Raw genomic sequence first — 21,951 nt, forward strand, 5'->3', positions numbered from 1 at the left:
AAAATTCGTGCTGCTATCAGCGATTCATAGGTAGGTGCTTGCCATGCAAGCAGGTTCCCTACTACAAATAACAACATTAAACTGAGTAAAACGTATTTTCGATTCCAGCGCCCTGTCATAGCCGTCAACACAGGAGCCCCTATTGCTACACCTACAGCATAGAGGCTAACCAATAGCCCCGCTGATGGTAATGTCACACCCAGATCAACCGCAATGGTTGGTATCAACCCGACAATAACGAACTCAGTAGTTCCTATCGCAAAGGCACTAAGTGTCAATGCTAATAAAGCTAACGGCATTTTTATCCTCTCTCGTTTAATAATTTAATTGAGAGCGGAGTTTGCCCACTTTTATTAATTACAAAAACAGCAAAAGAATTAAAACTATTTTGTCATTATCGATATAATCACTATAAATGGAGGGCACATGAACATAAAATCTAAAACTGAAGATTTATCCATATTTATCGCTGTCATAGAGTGTGGCAGTTTTACGAAAGCCGCCGAGGTTTTGGATTTACAAGTTGCACGAGTGTCGCGTTCAATAGCGAGGCTTGAGAATGAGCTCAACGTCACCCTTGTTAATAGAACAACCAGAAACCTTAAACTCACCGAAGAAGGTCAAGTTTTTTTAAATTACGCCAAGTCGGCGCTTGAAACATTGAGCCTTGGTGAAGAGCAATTAATGGCACTACAGAACAAGCCTTCTGGACGACTTCGAATCGACGCAGCCAGTCCTTTTATCCAACATCAAATAGTGCCTCACATGCAGGAGTTTCACAAAGCTTACCCAGAAATAACGATTGAGTTAATTTCCCATGAAAACATAATCGACTTAATAGAGCACAAAACAGATATCGCTATTAGGGTGGGTTCATTGCAAGATTCCAATTTACACGCAAGACGTTTAGGAAAAAGCCGTCTTCATATGGTGGCAAGCCCAGACTATATCGATGAAAATGGTAATCCTTCTACCATCAGTGACCTAATATCTCATCAATTGTTAGGGTTTACTGATGCGCCAAAGCTCAATAATTGGTATTTACGCCAACCTTTTAAAGTTAGCCCTTTTATGACAGCAAGTAATGGCGAAACCATTAGGGAGCTTGCAGTAAACGGCAACGGCATTGCACTTTTGTCGTATTTTATGATTGGTGAAGATTTGCAAAGTGGGCGGCTTATTGAGGTTTTACCAGATCAAATCGTCAGCCCAAACCCACGAGAGGATATTCACGCGGTCTATTATAAAAACAGTGGATTATCGGCTCGTATTGTTCGCTTTTTAGACTTCTTTGAACCACGCTGGCGGTTATAGAATATAATGTCATTCAGCCTAAGATTTTAATTTTTTAGCTTTTGATGCCAATTATCCAGTAGCGCTTTAAGTACTGCCATGTCAATCGGCTTAGATGTGTAATCATCCATACCGGCTTCAAAACATTTTTCTTTATCGCCCTTCATAGCATTAGCCGTCATGGCGACGATTGGAATGTCAGCCCAGGACTCACCCGCTTCTTTGTTGCGAATGGCTTTGGTCGCGTCATAACCATCCATCACCGGCATGTGGCAATCCATAAAGATAATATCGAACTTGTCTCTAGACTCAGACTGAAGCTTTTCAATAGCTAACTGACCATTGCCTACGACTTCTACCGTCAAGCCACATTCTGTCAGCATTTTTTTGGCAACCATTTGATTGACCATATTGTCCTCAACCAATAACGCTGATAAAGCTACAGTGTGGGCGTCTTGATGTGACACATCAGAGTTATCAGCCACTGAAGGTTTAGTTGGTTCATTGCTCGTTGTACTAATGGTCGATTCAATACTCGATGTAAATGCAGGCTTACTAGAGGACTTAGTAATAGCTTCTTCACCTTTCTCCACAACGATGGTACTTGAGTCAACTTCCTTAGTTGACGTCGTATTTTGAACTGAAGACCTTAGCGCCTGACTTGGTGGTACTACGACATAAAACGTGAACAAGCTACCTTTGCCATATTCACTTGTTACGTCGATATTACCGCCCATAAGCTCACATAACTGTTTGGAAATAGACAGGCCGAGACCTGTACCGCCAAACTCACGAGTGGTAGATGAGTCGGCTTGAGTGAATGCATTAAACACTGATTTAATTCGATTCTTTTGAATACCAACACCGGTATCTTCTACTTGCCATTCGCATTTAATTTTACCGTTGTTTAAGGCCTTAGTAATAACCGAAACAGACACTTTTCCTTTTGATGTAAACTTAAGCGCATTGCCGATGATGTTGTTTAGAACTTGACGGATTCGACTCGCATCACCCAAAACATGAGGGGTTGATACTGCACGGAGGTCTAATTCAAAAGTAATCTGTTTTTCGTCTGCTATTTGTTTAAAGCTACGTGCAACAGACTGAGTTAGCGAAGCAATATCAATGTCGGCCTGCTCAATACTCAGCTTTCCAGCCTCAATTTTTGAGAAGTCCAAAATGTCATTAATTAAAGACAATAGTGACTCAGCGCTGTCTTTAGCTATAAGTGCATACTCCCGATGTTGATCAGGCAGCGGTCCTGCAGACTTATCATTTAGCATCAAGCCTAATGTTCCAATAACACCATTCATTGGGGTACGAATCTCGTGACTCATACTTGCCAAAAACTCTGACTTCATTTTGGCTGACTGCTCAGCGCGTTCCTTAGCTTGTTTTAAATAAGCTGCGGTTCTTTGCTGTTCGGTCACATCATGTTGAAAACCAATGTAGTGAGTCAATTCACCTTTTTCATTTATTATTGGACTTAAAGTCACATTATTAGAAAACGGCCTACCGTCTTTTTTATAGTTAATTAAGGTAACACTGACATCTTCTCGATTTTTGATGGCATCCGCCATGCGTTTTCGCTTTGCTTGATCTGTCTTTTCACCCTGTAACATTCGGCAGTTAAAACCAATCACTTCATCGAGTTGATAACCCGTCATCTCCAAAAACGCTGCATTGGCATACACGACAGGCTGATCCTCTTGTCGCATATCAGAAATGACGATAGCTGTACTTGCTTCATCAATGGCGTGGTTTTTTATAGATAACTCAAACGCCATTTGCTTTTGACTTGTTAAATCAGATGCTACTAGAACAAAACCAATTTCGCGGCCACTACTAATAAACTGATTAAGTCGCCATTGCATAGTAATGCTCGACAGACGACTATTATAACGACCGTAATCAATTTCGATCATTTTGTTTCTTTCAAGATCTTGCCAGCTAGACTCTGGAAATAGAGTTTTAAAATCATCTGGCCACTGCAATCCAAACTCTTCACTTAATTCAAACATACTGTTGTTTTGCAGAATTAGGTTGTATTCACGGTCCAATACTAATAGTGGCTCGGACATTGAATTCATTACGCTTTCAAACCTATCTCTAGACAGTGAAGTGTTGAGGAGATCATGCAATAAATGGTTAAACGCACTTTTAATAGCGACGATTTCACTGGGCTCTTTGCGAGACACAGGTTGGTTAATTGGACTGCGACCTTGTGCCGCTTCAGCGATATTGTCTCTTAACTGGGTAAGCGCACGACTCGCTATTTTTGCCGAAATTCTCGCACTATAATTGGTTGCAAAAATAACAACCATCAACAAAAACAAGACCATGACAAATAACTGAAGTACATCGCGGTAGGCTTCTGTTAACGGCTCAATACTTACCGCTCGCCACCAACGACCTTCGGATTTGACATAAAAAGAGCTCGCCAGTAGCTGGCGGCTGACGGTTGCTCCAACTGGTAAAAACTCTGTATCAGAGCTAAACATGACTTCATATTCACCATTAACTAATACTTGAGCCCCTAGGCTCGAACGGTACGACAAAACATCTTGAATTCGGTTGATGTAAATGACGATCGCCCCTTCTGGCGACTCTCCATATAAAACCGGTGCTGCAATCAGAATTCCGTGCTTAGAGACATCAACATTTACTTTTCCCTGTTCAAACACTTCACTTTTCCAATTAAAGTGCTCTCGATTCATCTCAAATAAGGACCAATTATTGACGACAATTGGTTCACCGCTAAAGTCTAAAAAGCCGATGGAAACATCTTTTGAGTCAGTAATTTTTAAAGATTGAAAGAATACGGATAAGTAATTTTCTCGCTGCTCAAAATCAATAAGACTGTTAATGATTAAATCATTTTTGGCCAAGTTTGTTATTTGAGAGGTGATGTTGTCGATATTGGTAGCGGCAACTTGTTCGATTTGTTCAAGTTGTGCTTTGTGCTTGTTATCTAACTGATCTTGAATAAAAAAGAAAAAACTCAAGAACAAAACAACACTGACCAACAGCGCCATAGCCATGACTTTCGGCATGGCTTGCTTTACTAAAATTTTGTATAGCGGCTTATTTTTAATCATTCCTAATTGGTACCAAATATCCCTGAGAGTTGTATTTAGACATCATGTAATCGTCGGCAAAGAGTGCATCATGGCGGCTCTTGGCAAAGGGCTCATCGTAGTCTTTTACCAAACCTTTAAACCCTTTAAGTTGTTCCAAGCTTTTTTGTATATCAGTACGTGCGGTTGACTTGGCGTTCGTGATTGCAAGTGCCAATGCATGTACTAAATCATAAGCGTGGGCCACCCCCACTGCACCAGCCATACTAGAGGCGGTCGCCTCTAAATCAAAGCGTTTTCGATATTCATTCAACACATAATCGTTGATTACTGGACTATTGGGTTTCGTAAAGCTGTAAGTTTGTAACACCGATAAATCAACTTGCTCTAACTGGCTCATTCCAACACTCTCTACGAATGCACCACCTGCAATACCCCAGTGTGAAATAAACTGTAAATCAGTAAAGTTATGAGCAATGGCTTCTTTGATGATGACGGCACCTTCCGGTGCGTTAGCAACTAACATAACAGCAGTCGCGCCACTTTCCCTAATGCGTTTTAATTCATTAAGCATAGACGGCTGACGCCAATTAAACCAAGCCACTTGAGTGACTTCTAAACCATGACGTTCTGCCGCTTTTTTCATTGATTTTTCATTGGAGCGGCCCCAACCCGTTTGCTCCAATAACAAAGCGACTTTCTTATTACCTTTTTGTTTGGCATGTTGTAAAAGCACCTCAGCGGCCTGCTCATCTCGAACGGAGATTCGAAACACAAAATTGGGTTCATAGCCATTATCAATAATGGGTGTGCCGGCTGCCCATGGCACTAAAAAAGGTAGTTTGTATTGATGAATTAAATCAAGTTCTTGAATAACAACTGGTGTATGTACCCCTCCTACAACGGCAATAACATCTGGGTCTTTGCCGAACTTTTTGATGTTATGTTTGCCTCTCGCAGGATTACCTCTATGATCTCGAACGACTAACTCGAGCGGGTGTCCCAACACTCCCCCCGAAGCATTAATTTGCTCAATTGCAATACTTGCCCCGCGTTTAATCGCCACTCCGCCTTCTGCTGCAACAGCGGACATATCAGCATCCAAGCCAATTTTTAGTGGCTTTTTAGAGGTTGTTTCAGTTGCATCAGCGGACCAACCAGATAAACCCAGACTAGCAATCAATAATATATAAAACAGGGACTTAAACATATGAGGCTCAGTTCGTTTTTAGCCAAGTATAAACAACAAAGCCAATACTTGGGAAGAATATTAGTGTCTCTTTATGATACACATTGATATTCATTCAATGAACGGCTTTTTACATATTATCGTATACAACTATATTCATAGTTAAATTGCACATGGGGAAGTCCGGTAAAATGAGTCAGAGTCCGTCTAGAAAAGTCCCAAGCGGCAAGTTTTCTCGTCTGATGAGTTTAGGCGGTTTAGCCACTAACGTCGCAAAGAACGTCCTTTCCGACCGACTTAAAGATGTCACTTCTGGTCAAAAGCGCAGTTACAACAGTTTGTTGATGCAGCCCAAAAATATTCAGGCTCTTGCCGACAAGCTCTCACATCTTCGTGGCGCAGCCATGAAACTTGGTCAAATGATATCCATGGACGCAGGCGAATTGCTGCCAAACGAATTGAGCATGTTGCTTCAAACGTTACAAAACAATGCGACGCCTATGCCCCACAAGCAGTTGGTGAATGTTCTAGAGAGTGAATTAGGTCAAGACTGGCTCGACCGATTTAGTCATTTTGATTTAAGGCCTTTTGCAGCAGCCTCAATTGGTCAGGTTCACAAAGCAACGCTAGTTGATGGGACGCCTCTAGCGGTAAAAATTCAATACCCTGGTGTTGCCAAGAGTATAGATAGTGATGTGGATAACGTATCGGCACTATTGTCGTATTCATCATTGTTGCCCAGCGATGTCGACCTCAAACCAATTCTTGATGAAGTCAAAGAACAGCTTAAATTAGAAGCCGACTATGAACAAGAAACCAAACATTTGCTCGACTTCAAGGTGGCATTACAGCACCGAAATGAATTTAAAGTTCCCAAGGTCTTTTCAGCTGTTTCAACCAAGCAGATCATCGCGATGGAGTTTGTTGATGGGATAACGATCAACGATACTCTGCGCCTATCACAACCATTAAGAAACAAAATCCTTGCTGACTTACTGGTACTGTTTTTTGAGGAGCTGTTTGAGTTTAGGCAGATGCAGTCAGACCCTAATTTTGCTAACTACTTATACAATCAACACAACGACCAAATCGTATTACTGGACTTTGGTGCTACAAGAACCATTCCCGCTTCCGTATCTAACGGCTATCAGGCGCTTCTGTCAGCAGCCACAAGTAGTCATAAAGACGATATATTCAAAGCCGCAAAAGACATTGGTTTTTTTGCTAATGCAGAGTCACCACAACAAATAGAGACGGTGTTAGAGATGTTTATGCTTGCAACCTCACCGCTTAGGCACGATGGGGCCTTTGATTTTGGCAAGAGTACTCTAGCGCAACAAATTCGAGATATGGGCTTGGAGCTCAGTCTCAAACAAGACTATTGGCACACGCCACCAGTCGATGCGATGTTTATCCATCGAAAACTCGCTGGCTTGTACCTCATGGCTTCTAAACTAGAGGTCCAAATTGACGTTAAAGCCTTATTTAGCCCTTACAATCTGTAATGAATAACGGCGAATAATTTAAATTGATGTAACCCAAAAAGAACGACTATGCCTAAAATAAAACATACTCTCGACCAGGCGTCGCTTTCTCGTGTCATCGAAATGGCGTGGGAGGACAGAACCCCATTTGAAGCTATCTATGATGAATATGGCTTAGATGAGACTCAAACCATTGCGCTAATGCGCCAGCAACTCAAACGCAAAACTTTTAATAACTGGCGTGCACGTGTGTCTGGCAGACAGACCAAACATGCAAAGCTCCGATGCCCCGATATCAACCGTGGTTACTGTCCAACACAATACAAAATCAAGTCAAAATGAGGTCACATCGTCTGTCTTCCTTTTTTAATGGTTGGTGATAAGCGATGTTGCCCTTTTTCAGGGTGACGAAATCCGCGAATTTAATTGCAAAGAATTAAGCACAAACGTATTCTTCTTTTACAACCATACAAAAGTCACAATAAAAATAATAAGTGCTCAAAACGCACACAATATTAGGCAATGCCACTCATGGAAAGATCAGAAAAAGCAAAAGTACTCATCGTTGATGACGACCCTATTCAACTCCATTTGATTGTAAACTTTTTAGCGAGTGAGGATTACGAGCTATACATTGCCAAAAATCGTCGTGATGTCTTTAACATACTTGAGCTAAAAGCCATTGATCTAATTTTGCTTGATATCAATTTACCCGACGGTAACGGTATCGATATTTGCCGTGAAATTCGTTCTATGCGTGAATTTAGTGATGAGCTAAGCATTGTCTTTATGACTGGCGAACACAGTAATGAAAAAGAAGCCGAAGGCCTTTCCGTAGGTGCAAATGATTACATATACAAGCCGGTTAACCACCAAGTATTAAAGGCACGTATCAAACTGCAGCTCAAACAACTTCGACAAACAAAGTTATTGTCGCATTATGCAAAAGTTGATGCACTTACAGAGCTGGGGAATCGCCGCGCGTTTGATGAACAAATAGTAATGGAAATAAAGCGCGGCCAACGAGAGGGACTGCCAGTATCTTTACTCACGTTAGATATCGATTTCTTTAAAGCGTATAACGACAATTATGGTCACCCACAAGGTGACAAGTGCTTAAGAGAAGTCGCTCAATGCATTAAAAATGAGTGTCGTCGCCCGGCTGACTTTGCCTTTCGAATTGGTGGTGAAGAATTTGCCGTTGTCCTATTTAATACGTCTGTTAGTGGTGCTTCTGTTTTTGCAGAAAAAATACGCCGCAGCCTTCAAGAGCGTGCGCTAAAACACGAATTCTCCCCTGTCAGTGAAAACGTCACCGTCAGTATTGGTATCAGTGATACTTTGCTAAGTCAGTACGACGTCACTGAGCTGATTTCAGACTCAGATACTATGTTATATCGAGCCAAAGAAGCGGGTCGTAACCAAGCCGTGTGTCGAGAGTGGTTGGCAGCAGGCTAAATTTTTCTGCACCATTTTCAAACAATCTACTATAGTGATTGCAACTAAAAATTCTGTTCCTAAATAGTAAAAGGGGTGTGAACCTCTTTTAACTTCCCGAGCAGAAATAACAAATTATTTTAATCACTATGACGATACATTTTCCTGAATCACTTAATGTGATGCGACCGGAGTTGGCCACCATCACTCAACAGGGTCAGCCAGATACCTTTTTGGTTGTGCTTGAAATGTTTATTCAACAATATGAGTCATTTGAGCATGACATCGAAAATGCCATTTTGACGAGTAATGGCCCAGAACTCCACATTCTCATCCACACCTTAAAAGGCACATCTGGTGCGTTGGGATTACAAAAACTACATGAAATCAGCACAGAGCTAGATTTACAGCTAACTCAACGAATTGATTTAGAGAATCTAAATGTGACCGACTTAGTTCGGTATACCAAGCTGAGTATTGCCGATAGCCGCGCCATTCTAGATTTTAATTCTGGCCCGCACCAAACTACATCACCCGAGCCAGACCACGATTTAGCGACGCTACTACAACAGCTCAAACACAAACTTAAACACCATGAGCATATCGCTCCGCCTTTTATGGCTATGTTAAAAGCGGTACTCGATGAACGTGATAATGAACGCTACGCTCAGGTTTTACATCTGGTCGATCAGTTCGATTATTCTGCAGCGTACGACTCATTAATAAAAATCGAACAAGACCACTAGCATTTATTTATTTGCTTAAGGTCGACATTGTGTTCATTGGCTTGTTCTATGATGTCGACCTCTTCTAAAAACAAGAAGTATTCGTCGCGACTGGTTGTTTTTACAAATAAATCCACTGGCAAGTATTCAAAACCTACAAGGTTTCCAAAGCATTTACCTTGCATCGCTAGTGCAAAGTGGCCATTTACCTCTGCATCCGCTGCTTTGTACTGTTTTACTAGTGCTTGAGCTTGTTGCATGATTCGAGCATCTTGATCGGTCAGCTTCAAGATAGTCACGGTTTCATTTTTACCTATATCTTCAAACAAAATAGGCGAAAAGCCCGCTTTTAAATCCGGCAAAACCTGTACTTTAAATTCATGATTACGACTCACCGAGGGCAGTGTTTCAGTGCCCGCTGACTCAAACCCAAACTTTACCGTGACTGCACCCTTCTCGATTTTAATTGCCTGATCGGTTCTTATTGCAAGCCTCAACCCGTGAGGCTCAATATCCATCGGCGAAAACTGGCTCATTTTTAACATGGTGCCAATTGGCATACTCATACAGCCGCTTAAAAGAACGAATAGTGACACACACAAAATACGCAACAAACTGATTTTCATCGTTAATCCTTTTTGGTTTTGTATTAACCTACCAAACGCTGTTTAATTAATCGACAGCCTTTTGCTTGAAACCTGATAAATAAAGGCCTTTTTCTTGGTCTGCACTTTGCTTTTGTGGCTAATTTTTGTTTAAATCGCCGCCTTTATTTGAACGGCTCTCAACTAAAGTAAATTCAACAAAATTACTTGTGACAATAAAACCGAGCGCACAGCTGAAAAACAGCCATAGTTCAACGTTCTGCACTATTCTTTGCATCATACTCGCAAAAAGAGGAATTCTTACACGTGATCACAACCGCTAATATAACCATGCAATTTGGCGCCAAGCCATTGTTCGAAAACATCTCTGTTAAGTTCGGTAACGGTAACCGATACGGCTTGATAGGTGCCAACGGATGCGGCAAGTCAACATTCATGAAAATATTGGGTGGTGAATTAACGCCAAGCAGCGGTAACGTGAGTTACGGTGAAGGTGAGCGCTTAGGTAAACTTCGTCAGGACCAGTTTGCGTTTGAAGAGTATACCGTCATCGATACGGTAATCATGGGTCACAGCGAACTTTGGGAAGTAAAACAAGAACGCGACCGTATTTACTCTCTGCCTGAAATGTCAGAAGAAGACGGCATGAAAGTCGCCGATTTAGAAACTCAATTTGCTGAAATGGGTGGATATGAAGCTGAGTCATCTGCCGGTGAATTACTGTTAGGTGTTGGCATTAGTACTGATCAGCATTTTGGTTTGATGAGCGAAGTAGCACCAGGTTTTAAGCTTCGAGTGTTGTTGGCACAAGCACTATTTTCAGATCCAGACTTCTTATTGCTCGACGAACCAACTAACAACTTGGACATCGATACGATTCGCTGGTTAGAAGAAACGTTAAACCAACGTAACTCAACCATGATCATCATTTCGCACGATCGTCACTTCCTAAACTCGGTTTGTACACACATGGCCGACTTAGACTACGGTGAATTACGCGTTTATCCAGGCAACTATGACGAATACATGTTAGCCGCAACGCAAGCACGTGCTCGTATGTTGGCCGACAATGCGAAAAAGAAAGCCCAAATTGATGAACTAAAACAGTTCGTTGCGCGCTTCTCTGCAAACGCATCAAAAGCACGTCAAGCGACGTCTCGTCAAAAGCAAATCGACAAGATCAAACTAGACGAAGTAAAAGCATCGAGCCGTGTGAACCCGTTCATTCGTTTTGAACAAGAGAAGAAGCTATACCGTACTGCACTTGAAATTGAAGGCTTAACCAAAGGCTTTGATGAAGGTCCGTTATTTAAAGACGTTAACCTTATGGTTGATGTAGGCGAGCGCATTGCGATCATCGGTGAAAACGGTGCGGGTAAAACAACCATGTTAAGAACGTTGGTTGGCGACTTAACACCGGATGCGGGTGAAGTTCGTTGGTCTGAAAATGTTAAGTTTGGTTATTACGCACAGGACCATCAGGCTGATTTTGAATCAGACATGAACCTATTTGATTGGATGAGTCAGTGGCGTCGTGAAGGCGATGATGAGCAGTCAATTCGCAGCTTCTTAGGTCGTATGTTGTTCTCGTCAGATGACATCAAAAAGTCAGTAAACGTACTGTCTGGTGGTGAACAGGGTCGTATGTTGTTCGGTAAAATCATGATGGCCACACCAAACGTATTGTTAATGGACGAACCAACTAACCATATGGACATGGAGTCGATTGAATCATTAAACATGGCGCTTGAACAATATGAAGGCACATTGATCTTTGTTTCACACGACCGTCAGTTTGTATCATCACTAGCAAACCGCATTATCGAAATCAAAGACGACGAAGTTGTCGATTTCCGCGGTACTTATGACGAATACCTTAAGAGTAAAGGTATCGAAGACTAATCGAGTCTGACTCTGCACCTGTACCTTCTGTTTCTGTGTACTTAGGTACTAGTCTGTTATATCAATCACCTTAGCCTTTGGGCTGAGGTGATTCCTTCTTCAAAAAAACAAACGCGTACACGTAACCATATAACCCACTAAATACGATGCTCGGTGTCACCGTCAGCCAAAGGTTGGGTGTCTTATTAATTACGTTCACTAAGATCACGAATATCGATTGAATCACCAACGGAATCAGCGGCGCGATTAACATTCCGGACAGGCGATTACGATCAAATTGTCGAATCGACAACTCTAGCCCCAATGTAAAAAATAAAGTCACCAAGCCACTATAGCTACCTTGCACAAATGCGGTTCTCAATGTCACGTCTATCGGAATCGTTGGCGCTAAGTTCGCCCAATAAGCCCAACCAAAATAAAATACAAACGCTATGACGCCCGAAATTAGCATTCGAAGCCGTGCACCCTTTTTATCATTTGATACCGATGTCTTTGATTTGTCAGTCATCATCGTTGATCTTGCTTACCTTGTCATTTAGCTGGTTGCTCGTTTGCTGTTGCTGTTGCTGTTGCTGTTGCTGTTGCTGTTGCTAAGCACTATCTACTCAGTGTCGGACGACTAACGCAACGCATTGGCTGTTCTAAATTTGCCTTCATAATCAAAGATCCGCTCTTGAACCTGCCAATACTTTTTAGACTTCTTTGCGATTACAAAGTCAGGAATTGGAAAGCCAGCTTGTTGTTTTAACACCTGAGACAACGACTTAAACTCAGTTGGCATTTGTGAATTCCGAAAACGTCTACCAAATAAATCATTAAAGGTTTTTTGGTGCTTTTCGGAACTCAAGTCGAAGAACTCTTTTAACTCAGCACCGTCTTCATCGTAATAAACGACTTTGAGACTACCATTGTGTTCCGAAAACGTCATACCGGAACATCGAATAACCATTCTGTCCGTTAATTTCAGGGCTTCTTTGAGTTTGTCATCTGGGTCAACCAGCAGATGTTCACACTGATGACACTGTCTCGCGGCTATGTCATTTTGGGCATTGCACTGCGGACACTCTTTAAACACAAACCGGTAATCACACTCAAAAATTTCATCCGTCTCGTTATTTTTTTGTGCTTGGTTTATTTGAGCTTGCTCGGTCTGACTCGCTTGTCCATCAGCTTCTGACTCGTCCGGCATGCTCAAAATACCTTGGCATTGGCGGCCATAGTGTTCCAGTACATTACCGTCTTTATCTGCGACACCCCAAAACGTATTAGCGAAGCCGCAAGCCGGACAAAACACTTGGACTAGTTCGCTTTTTGAATTGGGTTTAGGCTCACCTACTTCTGGATGAAATATGTTGACGCCATTGCCCGCGTAATCGATGACTAAGCAGTCTGTTTTACCTTCGGCGAGCCGCAACCCTCGGCCCACAATTTGTTGATACAAACTCACCGACTGGGTCGGCCTTAATATCGCAATAAAGTCGACGTGTGGCGCATCAAAGCCTGTCGTTAACACGGAAACATTGACCAAATAGCGGATTTTTTTCGCTTTAAAGTCTCGGATCAATTGCTCGCGCTCGTCGCTGCTCGTTTTGGCCGTAACCAAAGCAACCGATTTGGCGGGCAGAGTATGTTGAAGGTATCCGACAATCTCTTTTGCGTGTTTTACCGTAGCCGCAAAAATCATGATCCCTTTACGAACTTTGTTTGTGTATTCCGACGATTGACCATCAGCAATCCGTTGAATTTGTTCAATAATACCTTGCGTCACGCGCGGGTATTTACCGAGTAGTTCATTGACGTCATTTTCGTTGTACTCACCAAAGGCATTGGTTGGTAATTGTGAAAAATCAAACTGCTCAACGGCTGCATCAACCAAAGTTGGCGGCGTCAAAAAGCCATTTTTAATCATATAACTCAATGGCAGTTCGTAAATGCAATGCTTAAAAGGCTTTTCGGCTTTGCTGCGGACAAAACCATAATAGTGATACTGGTAAATCCAACCCATTCCGAGTCGAAAAGGCGTAGCGGTTAATCCCAATATTTTTAGTTGAGCATTGTGTTCTCGTAATAAAGAGACAATTTGACTGTATTGGTTGGTGTTTTTGGATTCCTGATTACCTGTGGATTCCTGAGCTTGTGTCGATTCTTGAGTAACTGAGGGTTCATGAGTGTCTGCGGATTCGACCGTACCTTTGGACGCTTGAGTAGCTTCCTGATTACTTGCCTCAAAGAAGTTCACTCGATGACATTCATCAATAATAACTAACGAATATTCAGCGGCAAATTTTTCAAGATTTCGCGCCACCGACTGCACACTGGCAAACGTTACTTGATGTTCTGTTTCTTTGCGGTTGAGACCTGCCGCAAAAATACCACTTTTTATCTGTGCTTGTTCGGCGTAGTCATTGAATTTTTGATGGTTTTGTTCGACTAACTCTTTGACGTGGGTCAAAACCAATATCTTGCGTTTAGCTAACCTTGCTAATTCGGCGATAACTAGACTTTTTCCGGCCCCAGTCGGTAGCACAATCACCGCAGGATCACTGCTTTTGCGAAAGTGCTTTAGCGTCGCATCAACCGCCTCTTGCTGATATGGCCGAAGTGTATACATAAGTAGAAAAATCTATGGGTAAGTGGTCTTGATGCGCAATATTAACGTATTCAACGGACACCGCAATCGACAACCTAATATCTAAACCTAGAAGGCAATAAATAAATGTTTTTGTTCAACATATTTTCTTACAATTAGGTTAAGCTTAAGTGTATATAAATTGATGTATTATTATCAATAATCGAACTACATATTTAGTCGCTTCTACAACAAATGGAATCTGTCATGAGCTCAAAAAGGTCTAAAATCCTAATCCCTCTCGCTGTTATCGTTATTGGTGCCGCTTTAATCGGGGGAATCGTTGCCTCCAAACCACCCGAAACGAAAAAGAAAGACATCGATACTCGTCCAGTCGTCAAAGTAGAAAATATTGCTCCGGAATCTCATCAGGTAAGAATAAAAGGCTACGGCGAAGTCCAACCTATCGAAAAAACCATGATCTCGGCGCAAGTATCCGGAGAAGTGATCAAGTGGCATCCAAACTTTACTGAAGGTGGTTTGGTCCAGCGTGGTGAAGTGTTATTTGAAATTGAACCTGACAACTATGAAGTCGCGTTATTACAAGCAGAGTCTCAACTCAAAGCAGCAAAAGCCGCTTTGATTGAAGAGCAAGGTCGTGCCGAAGTCGCCAAGCGCGAAGCCAAAACAATGCCAAACGAGCGCGTGTCAGACTTATACCTTCGCAAGCCACAAGTTATGAGTGCCGAAGCAAGCGTCAAACTTGCCGAAGCCAACGTACGTTTAGCCAAACGTGACTTGGCGAACTGTAAAGTCATCGCGCCATTTGATGCATTAGTAGTACGACGTGATTTAGGTACAGGCCAGTTTGTTAATCGCGGCACAACAGTAGGCGAGCTGTACAATGTTGAACGCGCAGAAGTTGTGTTCCCAATTGCTGGTTTTGATCGTAGTTTCTTACCAAATAATTTGATGGGAATGGAAGCTGAGATTTCGACTCAAGACCGTTTCTCGGTTAGTCGCTCAGGTCGTATCGTCCGCGATACGGGCATAATCGATCAACAAACTCGAATGGGTCACGTTGTTGTTGAGCTTGACGACCCGTATGGTCTAAAACAATCAATGCCACGTATTCTTTTTGGTTCTTATGTAGAAGTCTCTTTTGACGGCCAAAAACTAGATAGCATCGTTAAACTGTCGCAAGACTTAGTCACTAACAATCGAGTTTGGGTATTGGCCGAAGGCAACACGATTAGCCAGCGCCAAGTAGATGTCGTAAAAGAGGAAGGTAAACAGTTTTTAATTGGTGGCGGCTTAAAGCCTGAAGATAAGGTGGTACTTACCATTCCTGAGTATGCTCAAGAAGGCATGGAAGTAAAACTTGAAGGCGAAGTTGATAAAGAAAACGATGCCGAAGCCCCATCAGCAGAAGAAATTAACGTAGCGCCGGCTAATTAAGGAATTGACCATGTCAGATATTAATACGCCTAATCCAGCAGAGCCAGCGCCACAGAAGCCCACTGGGATCATCGCGTTTTTTGCCAATAACTCGGTCGCCGCCAACTTAATGATGATCTTTATCATTATCATGGGTTTGATCAGTTATTTCTCTATCCAGCGTCAAATGTTTCCAAACTTTGATCTTAACTACATTGAAGTAAGCGCAGCGTATCGCGGTGCTTCACCTCAAGAGATTGAAGAAAGCATTCTGATCAAAATGGAAGAAGCGCTGAAAGATGTAACTGAAATTGACGAGATGTACTCACGAGCATTTCGTAACTCAGGACAATTGACTCTAGAAGTTGATCCAGACAAAGACTTACCTGAAGTCCTCGACAAGGTCAAAGCGCGAATAGACTCCATCGCTACATTCCCCGCAGCTATGGAACCCGTCAATATCCGTCAAATCGAAATTCAACAAGACGTGATTGGTATGTCACTCGTTGGTGACTTCCCACTTGAGGAACTCAAGCCCGTCGCTAAAAAGGTTGAAGATGAACTACTTCTTCTGAACAACGTCTCTTTAGTTGAAGTAAACGTGCCGCTTGATGAGATCTCTGTTGAGATCAGACCGGAAGCCTTGCGTAAGTACAATCTAACACTTTCAGATATTTCAAACGCTATCCGTCGTTATTCTGCCAACTATTCAGCCGGTCAATTGCGCACTGATGCGGGCTTGATTGCGGTTCGTATCGAAAATCAGTTTTACAATGGCGAAGAGTTCAAAAACATTCCAGTCAAAATTGGTAACAACGGTGCCCGTGTATTACTTGGCGATGTGGCCAATATAGATGATGGTTTCACAGAAGGCACTCGTTACAACAAATTCTCTGGTCAAAACTCTGTTTATATCAACGTCAAAGCGACCAAAGATCAGAATATGGTGGCGGTATCTAAATCAGTTAAAGACTATCTAGAAATTCGTAACAAAACCTTACCTAAAGGCATGCAATTAAAGCCTTTAGTTGATATGACCTACTACCTAAACGCACGTTTGGACATGATGCTAAGCAACCTGTTCCAAGGTTCAATCTTAGTCGCGCTAATGTTAACAATCTTCCTGCGCTTTAGATTGGCGTTTTGGGTAATGATAGGCTTACCTGTGTGTTTCTTAGGTGCGGTAATGTTGATGCCGACGCTTGGGATCACCGTTAATATTATGTCGTTATTCGCGTTCATTATGGTCTTGGGTATCGTCGTTGATGACGCCATTGTCATAGGAGAAAGCGTATACTCCGAGGTCGAACGAACCGGCGGCGGCGTAGACAACGTCGTCAGAGGTGCTCAGCGCGTTGCAACACCGGCAACATTCGGGGTACTAACCACTATCGCGGTATTTGCACCATTTATGGCAGCAAGTGGTCCACAGGGAACTTTCTTCACCAATATTTCAGGTGTCGTGATCTTGTGTCTTATCTTCAGCTTAATTGAATCTAAGCTAATCCTGCCAGCTCACTTGGCTCACACTAAATTCACGCCGGTCAAACCAAATAGTTGGCGCGCCAAGTTTAATGCTGGCTTTAGTAACTTCATCAACGTTAAATACAAAAACGCATTACAGTCTTGTATCAACTATCGTTGGACGGTGATGTTGGCGTTTACGTTTATTTTGTTTGCTAGTGTTGCCATGATGGCCGTTAACCACGTTCGTTTCATTCCACAACCGAAAGTACCAGACGATTACCCATCTATTCGCATTGAAATGAATGAAACGGTTACGGATGAACAAACTATCGAAGCGATTCAAGCAATCGAAGCTATGGTCATGAGAGTAGAGCGAGAGATTATTGCTGAAACGGGTGGCCCGTTAATGAAGGACATTTTGGCATTTAATTCTGGCCGTAACCAAGGGCAAGTTATTGTGCCGTTGGTAGAAGAAGAGAACCGCCCATTTGATTCATTCGAGCTTGCTCGTCGCTGGCGTGCAAACATGCCAGATATTCCTGGTATGAAGTCGATTACCGTTAAAGACAGTGTCATTGGCGGCGGCGGTGGTCAAGGGGACTTCGGTTACTTGATATATGGCCCAGACCTAGAAGTGCTTAACTTAGCTGGTCGTGAGTTCATCAAAATGCTTTCTCAAGAAAAGGGCATCTTTGATATTAGCTCGACACTTGACCCAAGCAGTAAAGAAATTCAAATGGAGCTTAAACCTGTCGCTTATGATTTAGGCTTGTCATTACAAAGTATTGCCAGTCAAGTGGGGACAAGTTTTTACGGTGGTGAAGCCCAGCGTGTGCTGAGAAACGGTGAAGAAGTTCGTGTTATGGTTCGTTATCCAGAACTAACTCGAGAACAATTCAGCGAACTTAAATACGCAACCATCACAACGCCAAGCGGTAATGAAGTGATGCTAGGTGATGTGGTTAACCTAACTGAAAAACCAGGTATCAGCTACATTCGCCGTGAAAATGGATTTAGAAGTGTTTATGTCTTTGGTTCAATTGATCAATCACTCATCGAACCAAACGAAGCGGTTAAAAACATCAGAGAAAACCTATTGCCTGAGCTGAAAAAGCGTCACCCTTCAATTAAAACAGAATTGGGCGGGGCAATAGAAGAAGAGCAAGATCAGCAAAATGAACAGCTTATGTTCTTCTTTGCAGGTATGTTAATGGTCTTTATCTTGTTAGCCGTACCTCTTAAGAGTTATAGCCAGCCGTTGATCATTATGTCCGTTATTCCATTTGGTTTTGTTGGTGCCGTCTTTGGCCACTACATCATTGGCATTGATATGAGTATGATGTCGACCTTTGGCTTGGTTGCTGCAGCAGGTGTTGTTATCAATGACAGTTTGGTTATGACAGACTATGTGAACCAACTTCGCAAACAAGGCTTTTCAACAATAGAAGCCGTTGTTGAGGCTGGTTGTAAACGCTTTAGAGCGATTACACTGACTTCAATCACGACGTTTGTAGGTGTCCTACCAATCATGTTTGAAACCAGCCTTCAAGCACGATTCGTTATTCCGATGGCCGTAGCGCTTGGTTTTGCCGTTTTGTTTGCGACCGTCGTTACCCTGATTCTTGTGCCTTGTTTGTACATGACATTGGAAGACACTAAAAAGCGTTTTGGTAAAATTAAAAATGGTATTTCAGGGTTGTTTTCTAGCTCAAAGAAAACGGACCGATACGTTTAATTAACAAAGTCTTTAGCGAGCACACAGCGACAAAATGCTGAGACATAGCTAAGACGACAAAACTTATTAAACCCACTTCTTGTAAGTGGGTTTTTTATTCTTTATTTCCTGTGCATAATGACGCCTCTTTAAACTTCGAAGGACAAAAACTTGGTCGACTTTACCTTACTTGCGGTGTTTATCCCGACGTTTTTCATTGTTAGTGTGACACCTGGAATGTGCATGACCCTTGCTATGACATTGGGCATGACCATTGGGGTACGAAGAACACTTTATATGATGTGGGGTGAAGTCATTGGAGTGGCAATCGTCGCCATTGCTGCTGTTATTGGCGTGTCGGCTATTATGCTCCAATACCCGTCTTTGTTTGTCATATTAAAACTCGCTGGTGCCGCATATTTGGCGTGGATTGCTATTCAAATGTGGATGAGCAAAGGTAAACTAGCAATAACTGAGGAAGCGACACCTTCAGTGCATTCGAAATGGGGCTTATTTAATCAAGGCCTAATAACAGCGCTAGCCAATCCTAAAGGGTGGGCATTTCAAATTTCGCTTTTACCGCCTTTTATCAACCCGGATTATTCGTTACCAGTGCAGTTGACCGTCCTTGTGTTGATCATCATGTGCTCTGAATTTGTTTGTATGATGTTATATGCAACGGGTGGAAAAACCATCGGTAAAGCGCTCACTCAAACTAACAATGTGAAGCGCCTAAATAAGATTTCAGGCTCGCTGATGATGATGGTTGCTGTATGGCTAGCGGTTGGTGGTTAAAATACCTAACCTAAGATGTCCCACTAGAGACTTTCGGCCCACAAGTCGGTGCTTAGCCCAAAGCTGACTGCTGTGGGCATTACTTGGCTTGTTCCTTACAGTTTTTAGTAACAGATTAGCTGAGACTAAAATGAAACTTAGCTATGTTTGAGCAAAAACTCCTTCACTTTTGGAAAGTGGTCGTTAACGGCCTCTTTTGCCGTCAAAATATCTATGTGGTCGTAGTCTTTTAAGTTGCCACTTTTTTTCGATAATAGAGAAAACGAAGCGTTTTGGTTTTGACACTCTTGCATAAACAATTGAACATCTTTCGCGTGACCTAGTGAGTAATCACTTACACCCGTAATATGCCAAGTTGGTGGCCACTTCGCTTTGGATGCCGTAGCTAAATAATCAAACCCATCAATTGGATCTATCCATTGGCTTTTCTTAACCCATTGAATGCTTTCGACAATGGCTCTACGAGGTTCGCTATCAGCGCCCACGCCTAACTTTTTGGCATCTAAATAACCCGATGATTTGGTCATCAACGGTGCTGCAAACTTCCAAAATAAGTCTACTTTTAGCAATCGCTCCAAATTCCAAACCGTTACCTGACGTTTTGTACCAAACTTAACCATAGACAACACTTTGTCCTGAAGCTCAGGAAAACGGATAAAGCTACTTCCAAACATCACGCCACCCCAAGAGTGACAGACCACATGCATGGCCTTTTGAGTTCGTTGATAGACTTCTTTGATCAAGAGCGGAATATCTTCTGTAATTACGTCGTAATAACCGTGGTCATTGCGCTCTTTAACACTTGGTGTGCTGAGGCCTCGACCGCGATAATCCGCAACATATACATCAAAACCTTGTTGTGCCAAATAACCTGCTAATCCCTTGCCTGATTCGGTATAAAAAATTCGGCCATTTTCTATCGTGCCATGCAGCATTAAAATGGGCGTAGTCGCGCCTTCTGATGTCAAATGACGTACGTGCAACTGGTGCTCACCACAAGGCACAAAAAATGAGGATTGTTTTATAGTTATTGCTTTTGACACGCTATCTCCGTATTGGCTTGGGAACTGGTCCGATGACAACTAAGCTTAATTCTTTGCCTTTAAAATTCAAGTTAATTGTTCGTTTACTTTTTTCTATCCGTAAGCAACACTAATCAAAAGCAAAGGAAAGAGACCACAATGAGTTTGAATGACGCATCAAATGACCCAGCCGCATTAACCCATCAGCCAATGTTGACCAAAGCACTTCAACAGCTTGATACCGTCGTTCTTGGTAAGTCACCCCAACTCAAACTCGCCGTTACCTGCTTACTCGCCAACGGCCATTTGCTCATAGAAGATTTGCCTGGAATGGGCAAAACAACCCTGTCTCATGCCTTAGCTGATGTATTCGGCTTGGATTATCAGCGCAGTCAGTTTACCTCAGATATGCTCCCTGCCGATGTATTAGGTGTTTCGATTTTTGACCAAACAAAACAGGAGTTTAGGTTTCACAAAGGGCCTATTTTTTCTGAGGTGCTGCTGGCAGACGAAATCAACCGTGCAAACCCCAAAACTCAAAGTGCGCTTTTAGAAGCGATGGAAGAGAAGCAAGTTAGTATTGATGGCACCACGTACGAACTGCCAACACCGCAATTTGTTATCGCCACCCAAAACCCGGTTCATCAGAGTGGAACATATCCGCTACCTGAATCGCAACTTGATCGGTTTTTAATGCGTTTACAACTTGGTTATCCACCAGCCGATGCCGAATTTCAATTGTTATTAGACACAGGTTCAAAGCAAGCCTCTCGTCGTGCAACTCGAGTCATGACGCCAGAGCAATTATTAGCCGCACAACATGAAGTTCGCCAAATTCATAAGTCAGATGTCATTATCAAATATGTCATGCGATTACTTAATTTCACCCGTATTGATGGTAAGTTTCCAAATCCGCTATCGCCCAGAGCCGGGATTGCACTTATTAAGGCCGCGCAAGCCTACGCTTATTTATCCGCCAAATCTTATATTGATGCCGATGATATTCGCGCCGTCTTTCCTGCCGTTGCAGAACATAGACTGAGAGCCGATCACAATGCCGGTCTTAGCACAAGTTATAGCAAGTTAGTCCTGGACAACGTCAATGTATTGGAGTCCTGAACTTGGTTCAGCCAATAAGGTTGCGTAACGTGAACAGGTGACTCTGATGCTATCAAATGGATTAAGAAATCGAGCAAAGCACTGGATAATAAAACGTTTTCCAACAGCGAAGCGTT

The 21,951-nt window shown here is 42.5% G+C and carries 17 protein-coding genes; 10 read left to right on the forward strand and 7 right to left on the reverse strand.

Annotated features, from left to right (window positions below; all coding sequences use genetic code 11):
* On the reverse strand, positions 1-299 hold a 299-nt coding region (locus AC4E96_RS06225; protein ID WP_490255222.1), incomplete at its 3' end, for an MFS transporter.
* Between the two features lie 127 nt (positions 300-426).
* Here AC4E96_RS06225 and AC4E96_RS06230 point away from each other — a divergent pair.
* Entirely contained in the window at positions 427-1,314 is an 888-nt protein-coding gene (locus tag AC4E96_RS06230) for a LysR family transcriptional regulator (protein WP_490255223.1), read from the forward strand.
* Between the two features lie 26 nt (positions 1,315-1,340).
* Here AC4E96_RS06230 and AC4E96_RS06235 read toward each other — a convergent pair whose 3' ends face one another.
* Positions 1,341-4,391, reverse strand: a complete 3,051-nt coding sequence (locus AC4E96_RS06235; protein ID WP_490255224.1) for an ATP-binding protein — start codon at positions 4,389-4,391, stop codon at positions 1,341-1,343.
* Positions 4,384-5,580 (reverse strand): ABC transporter substrate-binding protein, encoded by a 1,197-nt coding sequence (locus AC4E96_RS06240; protein ID WP_490255225.1) that lies wholly within the window; start codon positions 5,578-5,580, stop codon positions 4,384-4,386. Before AC4E96_RS06240 ends, AC4E96_RS06235 begins: the two co-directional genes overlap by 8 nt.
* Positions 5,581-5,750: 170 nt before the next feature.
* On the opposite strand from AC4E96_RS06240, the gene AC4E96_RS06245 reads away from it, so the two are divergent.
* From AC4E96_RS06245 to AC4E96_RS06260, 4 genes are all read left to right on the forward strand, one after another.
* Positions 5,751-7,064, forward strand: coding sequence for an ABC1 kinase family protein (locus AC4E96_RS06245; RefSeq protein WP_490255226.1), 1,314 nt, complete (start codon positions 5,751-5,753; stop codon positions 7,062-7,064).
* Between the two features lie 48 nt (positions 7,065-7,112).
* Positions 7,113-7,385 carry a TIGR03643 family protein gene (locus AC4E96_RS06250; RefSeq protein ID WP_490255227.1) on the forward strand — a complete coding sequence of 91 codons (273 nt, stop codon included), beginning with the start codon at positions 7,113-7,115 and terminating at the stop codon, positions 7,383-7,385.
* A gap of 189 nt (positions 7,386-7,574) precedes the next feature.
* Positions 7,575-8,501, forward strand: a complete 927-nt coding sequence (locus tag AC4E96_RS06255; RefSeq protein ID WP_490255228.1) for a diguanylate cyclase — start codon at positions 7,575-7,577, stop codon at positions 8,499-8,501.
* A 128-nt stretch (positions 8,502-8,629) separates the two neighbouring features.
* Positions 8,630-9,226, forward strand: a complete 597-nt coding sequence (locus tag AC4E96_RS06260; protein WP_488033279.1) for an Hpt domain-containing protein — start codon at positions 8,630-8,632, stop codon at positions 9,224-9,226.
* Here AC4E96_RS06260 and AC4E96_RS06265 read toward each other — a convergent pair.
* Positions 9,223-9,831: a hypothetical protein gene (locus AC4E96_RS06265; RefSeq protein ID WP_490255229.1), complete on the reverse strand. Its 609-nt coding sequence runs from the start codon at positions 9,829-9,831 to the stop codon at positions 9,223-9,225. The genes AC4E96_RS06260 and AC4E96_RS06265 overlap by 4 nt on opposite strands.
* Positions 9,832-10,116: 285 nt before the next feature.
* On the opposite strand from AC4E96_RS06265, the gene AC4E96_RS06270 reads away from it, so the two are divergent.
* Positions 10,117-11,712 (forward strand): ABC-F family ATPase, encoded by a 1,596-nt coding sequence (locus AC4E96_RS06270; protein WP_488033277.1) that lies wholly within the window; start codon positions 10,117-10,119, stop codon positions 11,710-11,712.
* Between the two features lie 70 nt (positions 11,713-11,782).
* On the opposite strand, the gene AC4E96_RS06275 is transcribed toward AC4E96_RS06270, so the two are convergent.
* Positions 11,783-12,223 (reverse strand): hypothetical protein, encoded by a 441-nt coding sequence (locus AC4E96_RS06275; protein WP_490255230.1) that lies wholly within the window; start codon positions 12,221-12,223, stop codon positions 11,783-11,785.
* A 108-nt stretch (positions 12,224-12,331) separates the two neighbouring features.
* A complete protein-coding gene (locus AC4E96_RS06280; protein ID WP_490255231.1) occupies positions 12,332-14,323 on the reverse strand; it encodes a DEAD/DEAH box helicase family protein in 1,992 nt (663 codons plus the stop codon).
* A gap of 225 nt (positions 14,324-14,548) precedes the next feature.
* Between AC4E96_RS06280 and AC4E96_RS06285 the strand changes: the two genes are divergently transcribed.
* The 3 genes from AC4E96_RS06285 (at position 14,549) to AC4E96_RS06295 (ending at position 19,694) form a co-directional block, all read left to right on the forward strand.
* Positions 14,549-15,739, forward strand: a complete 1,191-nt coding sequence (locus AC4E96_RS06285) for an efflux RND transporter periplasmic adaptor subunit (RefSeq protein WP_488033274.1) — start codon at positions 14,549-14,551, stop codon at positions 15,737-15,739.
* Between the two features lie 10 nt (positions 15,740-15,749).
* The gene (locus tag AC4E96_RS06290) at positions 15,750-18,920 is read left to right on the forward strand and encodes an efflux RND transporter permease subunit (protein WP_490255232.1); all 3,171 of its coding nucleotides are present in this window, start codon (positions 15,750-15,752) and stop codon (positions 18,918-18,920) included.
* 150 nt (positions 18,921-19,070) lie between these two features.
* The gene (locus AC4E96_RS06295) at positions 19,071-19,694 is read left to right on the forward strand and encodes a LysE family translocator (protein WP_490255233.1); all 624 of its coding nucleotides are present in this window, start codon (positions 19,071-19,073) and stop codon (positions 19,692-19,694) included.
* A 137-nt stretch (positions 19,695-19,831) separates the two neighbouring features.
* Here the strand turns inward: AC4E96_RS06295 and AC4E96_RS06300 are convergent, their stop codons facing one another.
* Complete coding sequence (locus tag AC4E96_RS06300) at positions 19,832-20,737, reverse strand: alpha/beta fold hydrolase (protein ID WP_490255234.1); 906 nt, start codon at positions 20,735-20,737, stop codon at positions 19,832-19,834.
* Positions 20,738-20,875: 138 nt separating this feature from the next.
* Between AC4E96_RS06300 and AC4E96_RS06305 the strand changes: the two genes are divergently transcribed.
* The gene (locus AC4E96_RS06305; RefSeq protein WP_488033270.1) at positions 20,876-21,835 is read left to right on the forward strand and encodes an AAA family ATPase; all 960 of its coding nucleotides are present in this window, start codon (positions 20,876-20,878) and stop codon (positions 21,833-21,835) included.
* Positions 21,836-21,951: the final 116 nt, after the last annotated feature.

The sequence above is a fragment of the Psychrosphaera sp. genome, from assembly GCF_982872775.1.

Coding starts and splice junctions, on each gene's coding strand:
- AC4E96_RS06230 (WP_490255223.1), top strand. CDS start 427: ATGAACATAAAATCTAAAACTGAAGATTTATCCATATTTATCGCTGTC.
- AC4E96_RS06235 (WP_490255224.1), bottom strand. CDS start 4,391: ATGATTAAAAATAAGCCGCTATACAAAATTTTAGTAAAGCAAGCCATG.
- AC4E96_RS06240 (WP_490255225.1), bottom strand. CDS start 5,580: ATGTTTAAGTCCCTGTTTTATATATTATTGATTGCTAGTCTGGGTTTA.
- AC4E96_RS06245 (WP_490255226.1), top strand. CDS start 5,751: ATGAGTCAGAGTCCGTCTAGAAAAGTCCCAAGCGGCAAGTTTTCTCGT.
- AC4E96_RS06250 (WP_490255227.1), top strand. CDS start 7,113: ATGCCTAAAATAAAACATACTCTCGACCAGGCGTCGCTTTCTCGTGTC.
- AC4E96_RS06255 (WP_490255228.1), top strand. CDS start 7,575: ATGGAAAGATCAGAAAAAGCAAAAGTACTCATCGTTGATGACGACCCT.
- AC4E96_RS06260 (WP_488033279.1), top strand. CDS start 8,630: ATGACGATACATTTTCCTGAATCACTTAATGTGATGCGACCGGAGTTG.
- AC4E96_RS06265 (WP_490255229.1), bottom strand. CDS start 9,831: ATGAAAATCAGTTTGTTGCGTATTTTGTGTGTGTCACTATTCGTTCTT.
- AC4E96_RS06275 (WP_490255230.1), bottom strand. CDS start 12,223: ATGATGACTGACAAATCAAAGACATCGGTATCAAATGATAAAAAGGGT.
- AC4E96_RS06280 (WP_490255231.1), bottom strand. CDS start 14,323: ATGTATACACTTCGGCCATATCAGCAAGAGGCGGTTGATGCGACGCTA.
- AC4E96_RS06285 (WP_488033274.1), top strand. CDS start 14,549: ATGAGCTCAAAAAGGTCTAAAATCCTAATCCCTCTCGCTGTTATCGTT.
- AC4E96_RS06290 (WP_490255232.1), top strand. CDS start 15,750: ATGTCAGATATTAATACGCCTAATCCAGCAGAGCCAGCGCCACAGAAG.
- AC4E96_RS06305 (WP_488033270.1), top strand. CDS start 20,876: ATGAGTTTGAATGACGCATCAAATGACCCAGCCGCATTAACCCATCAG.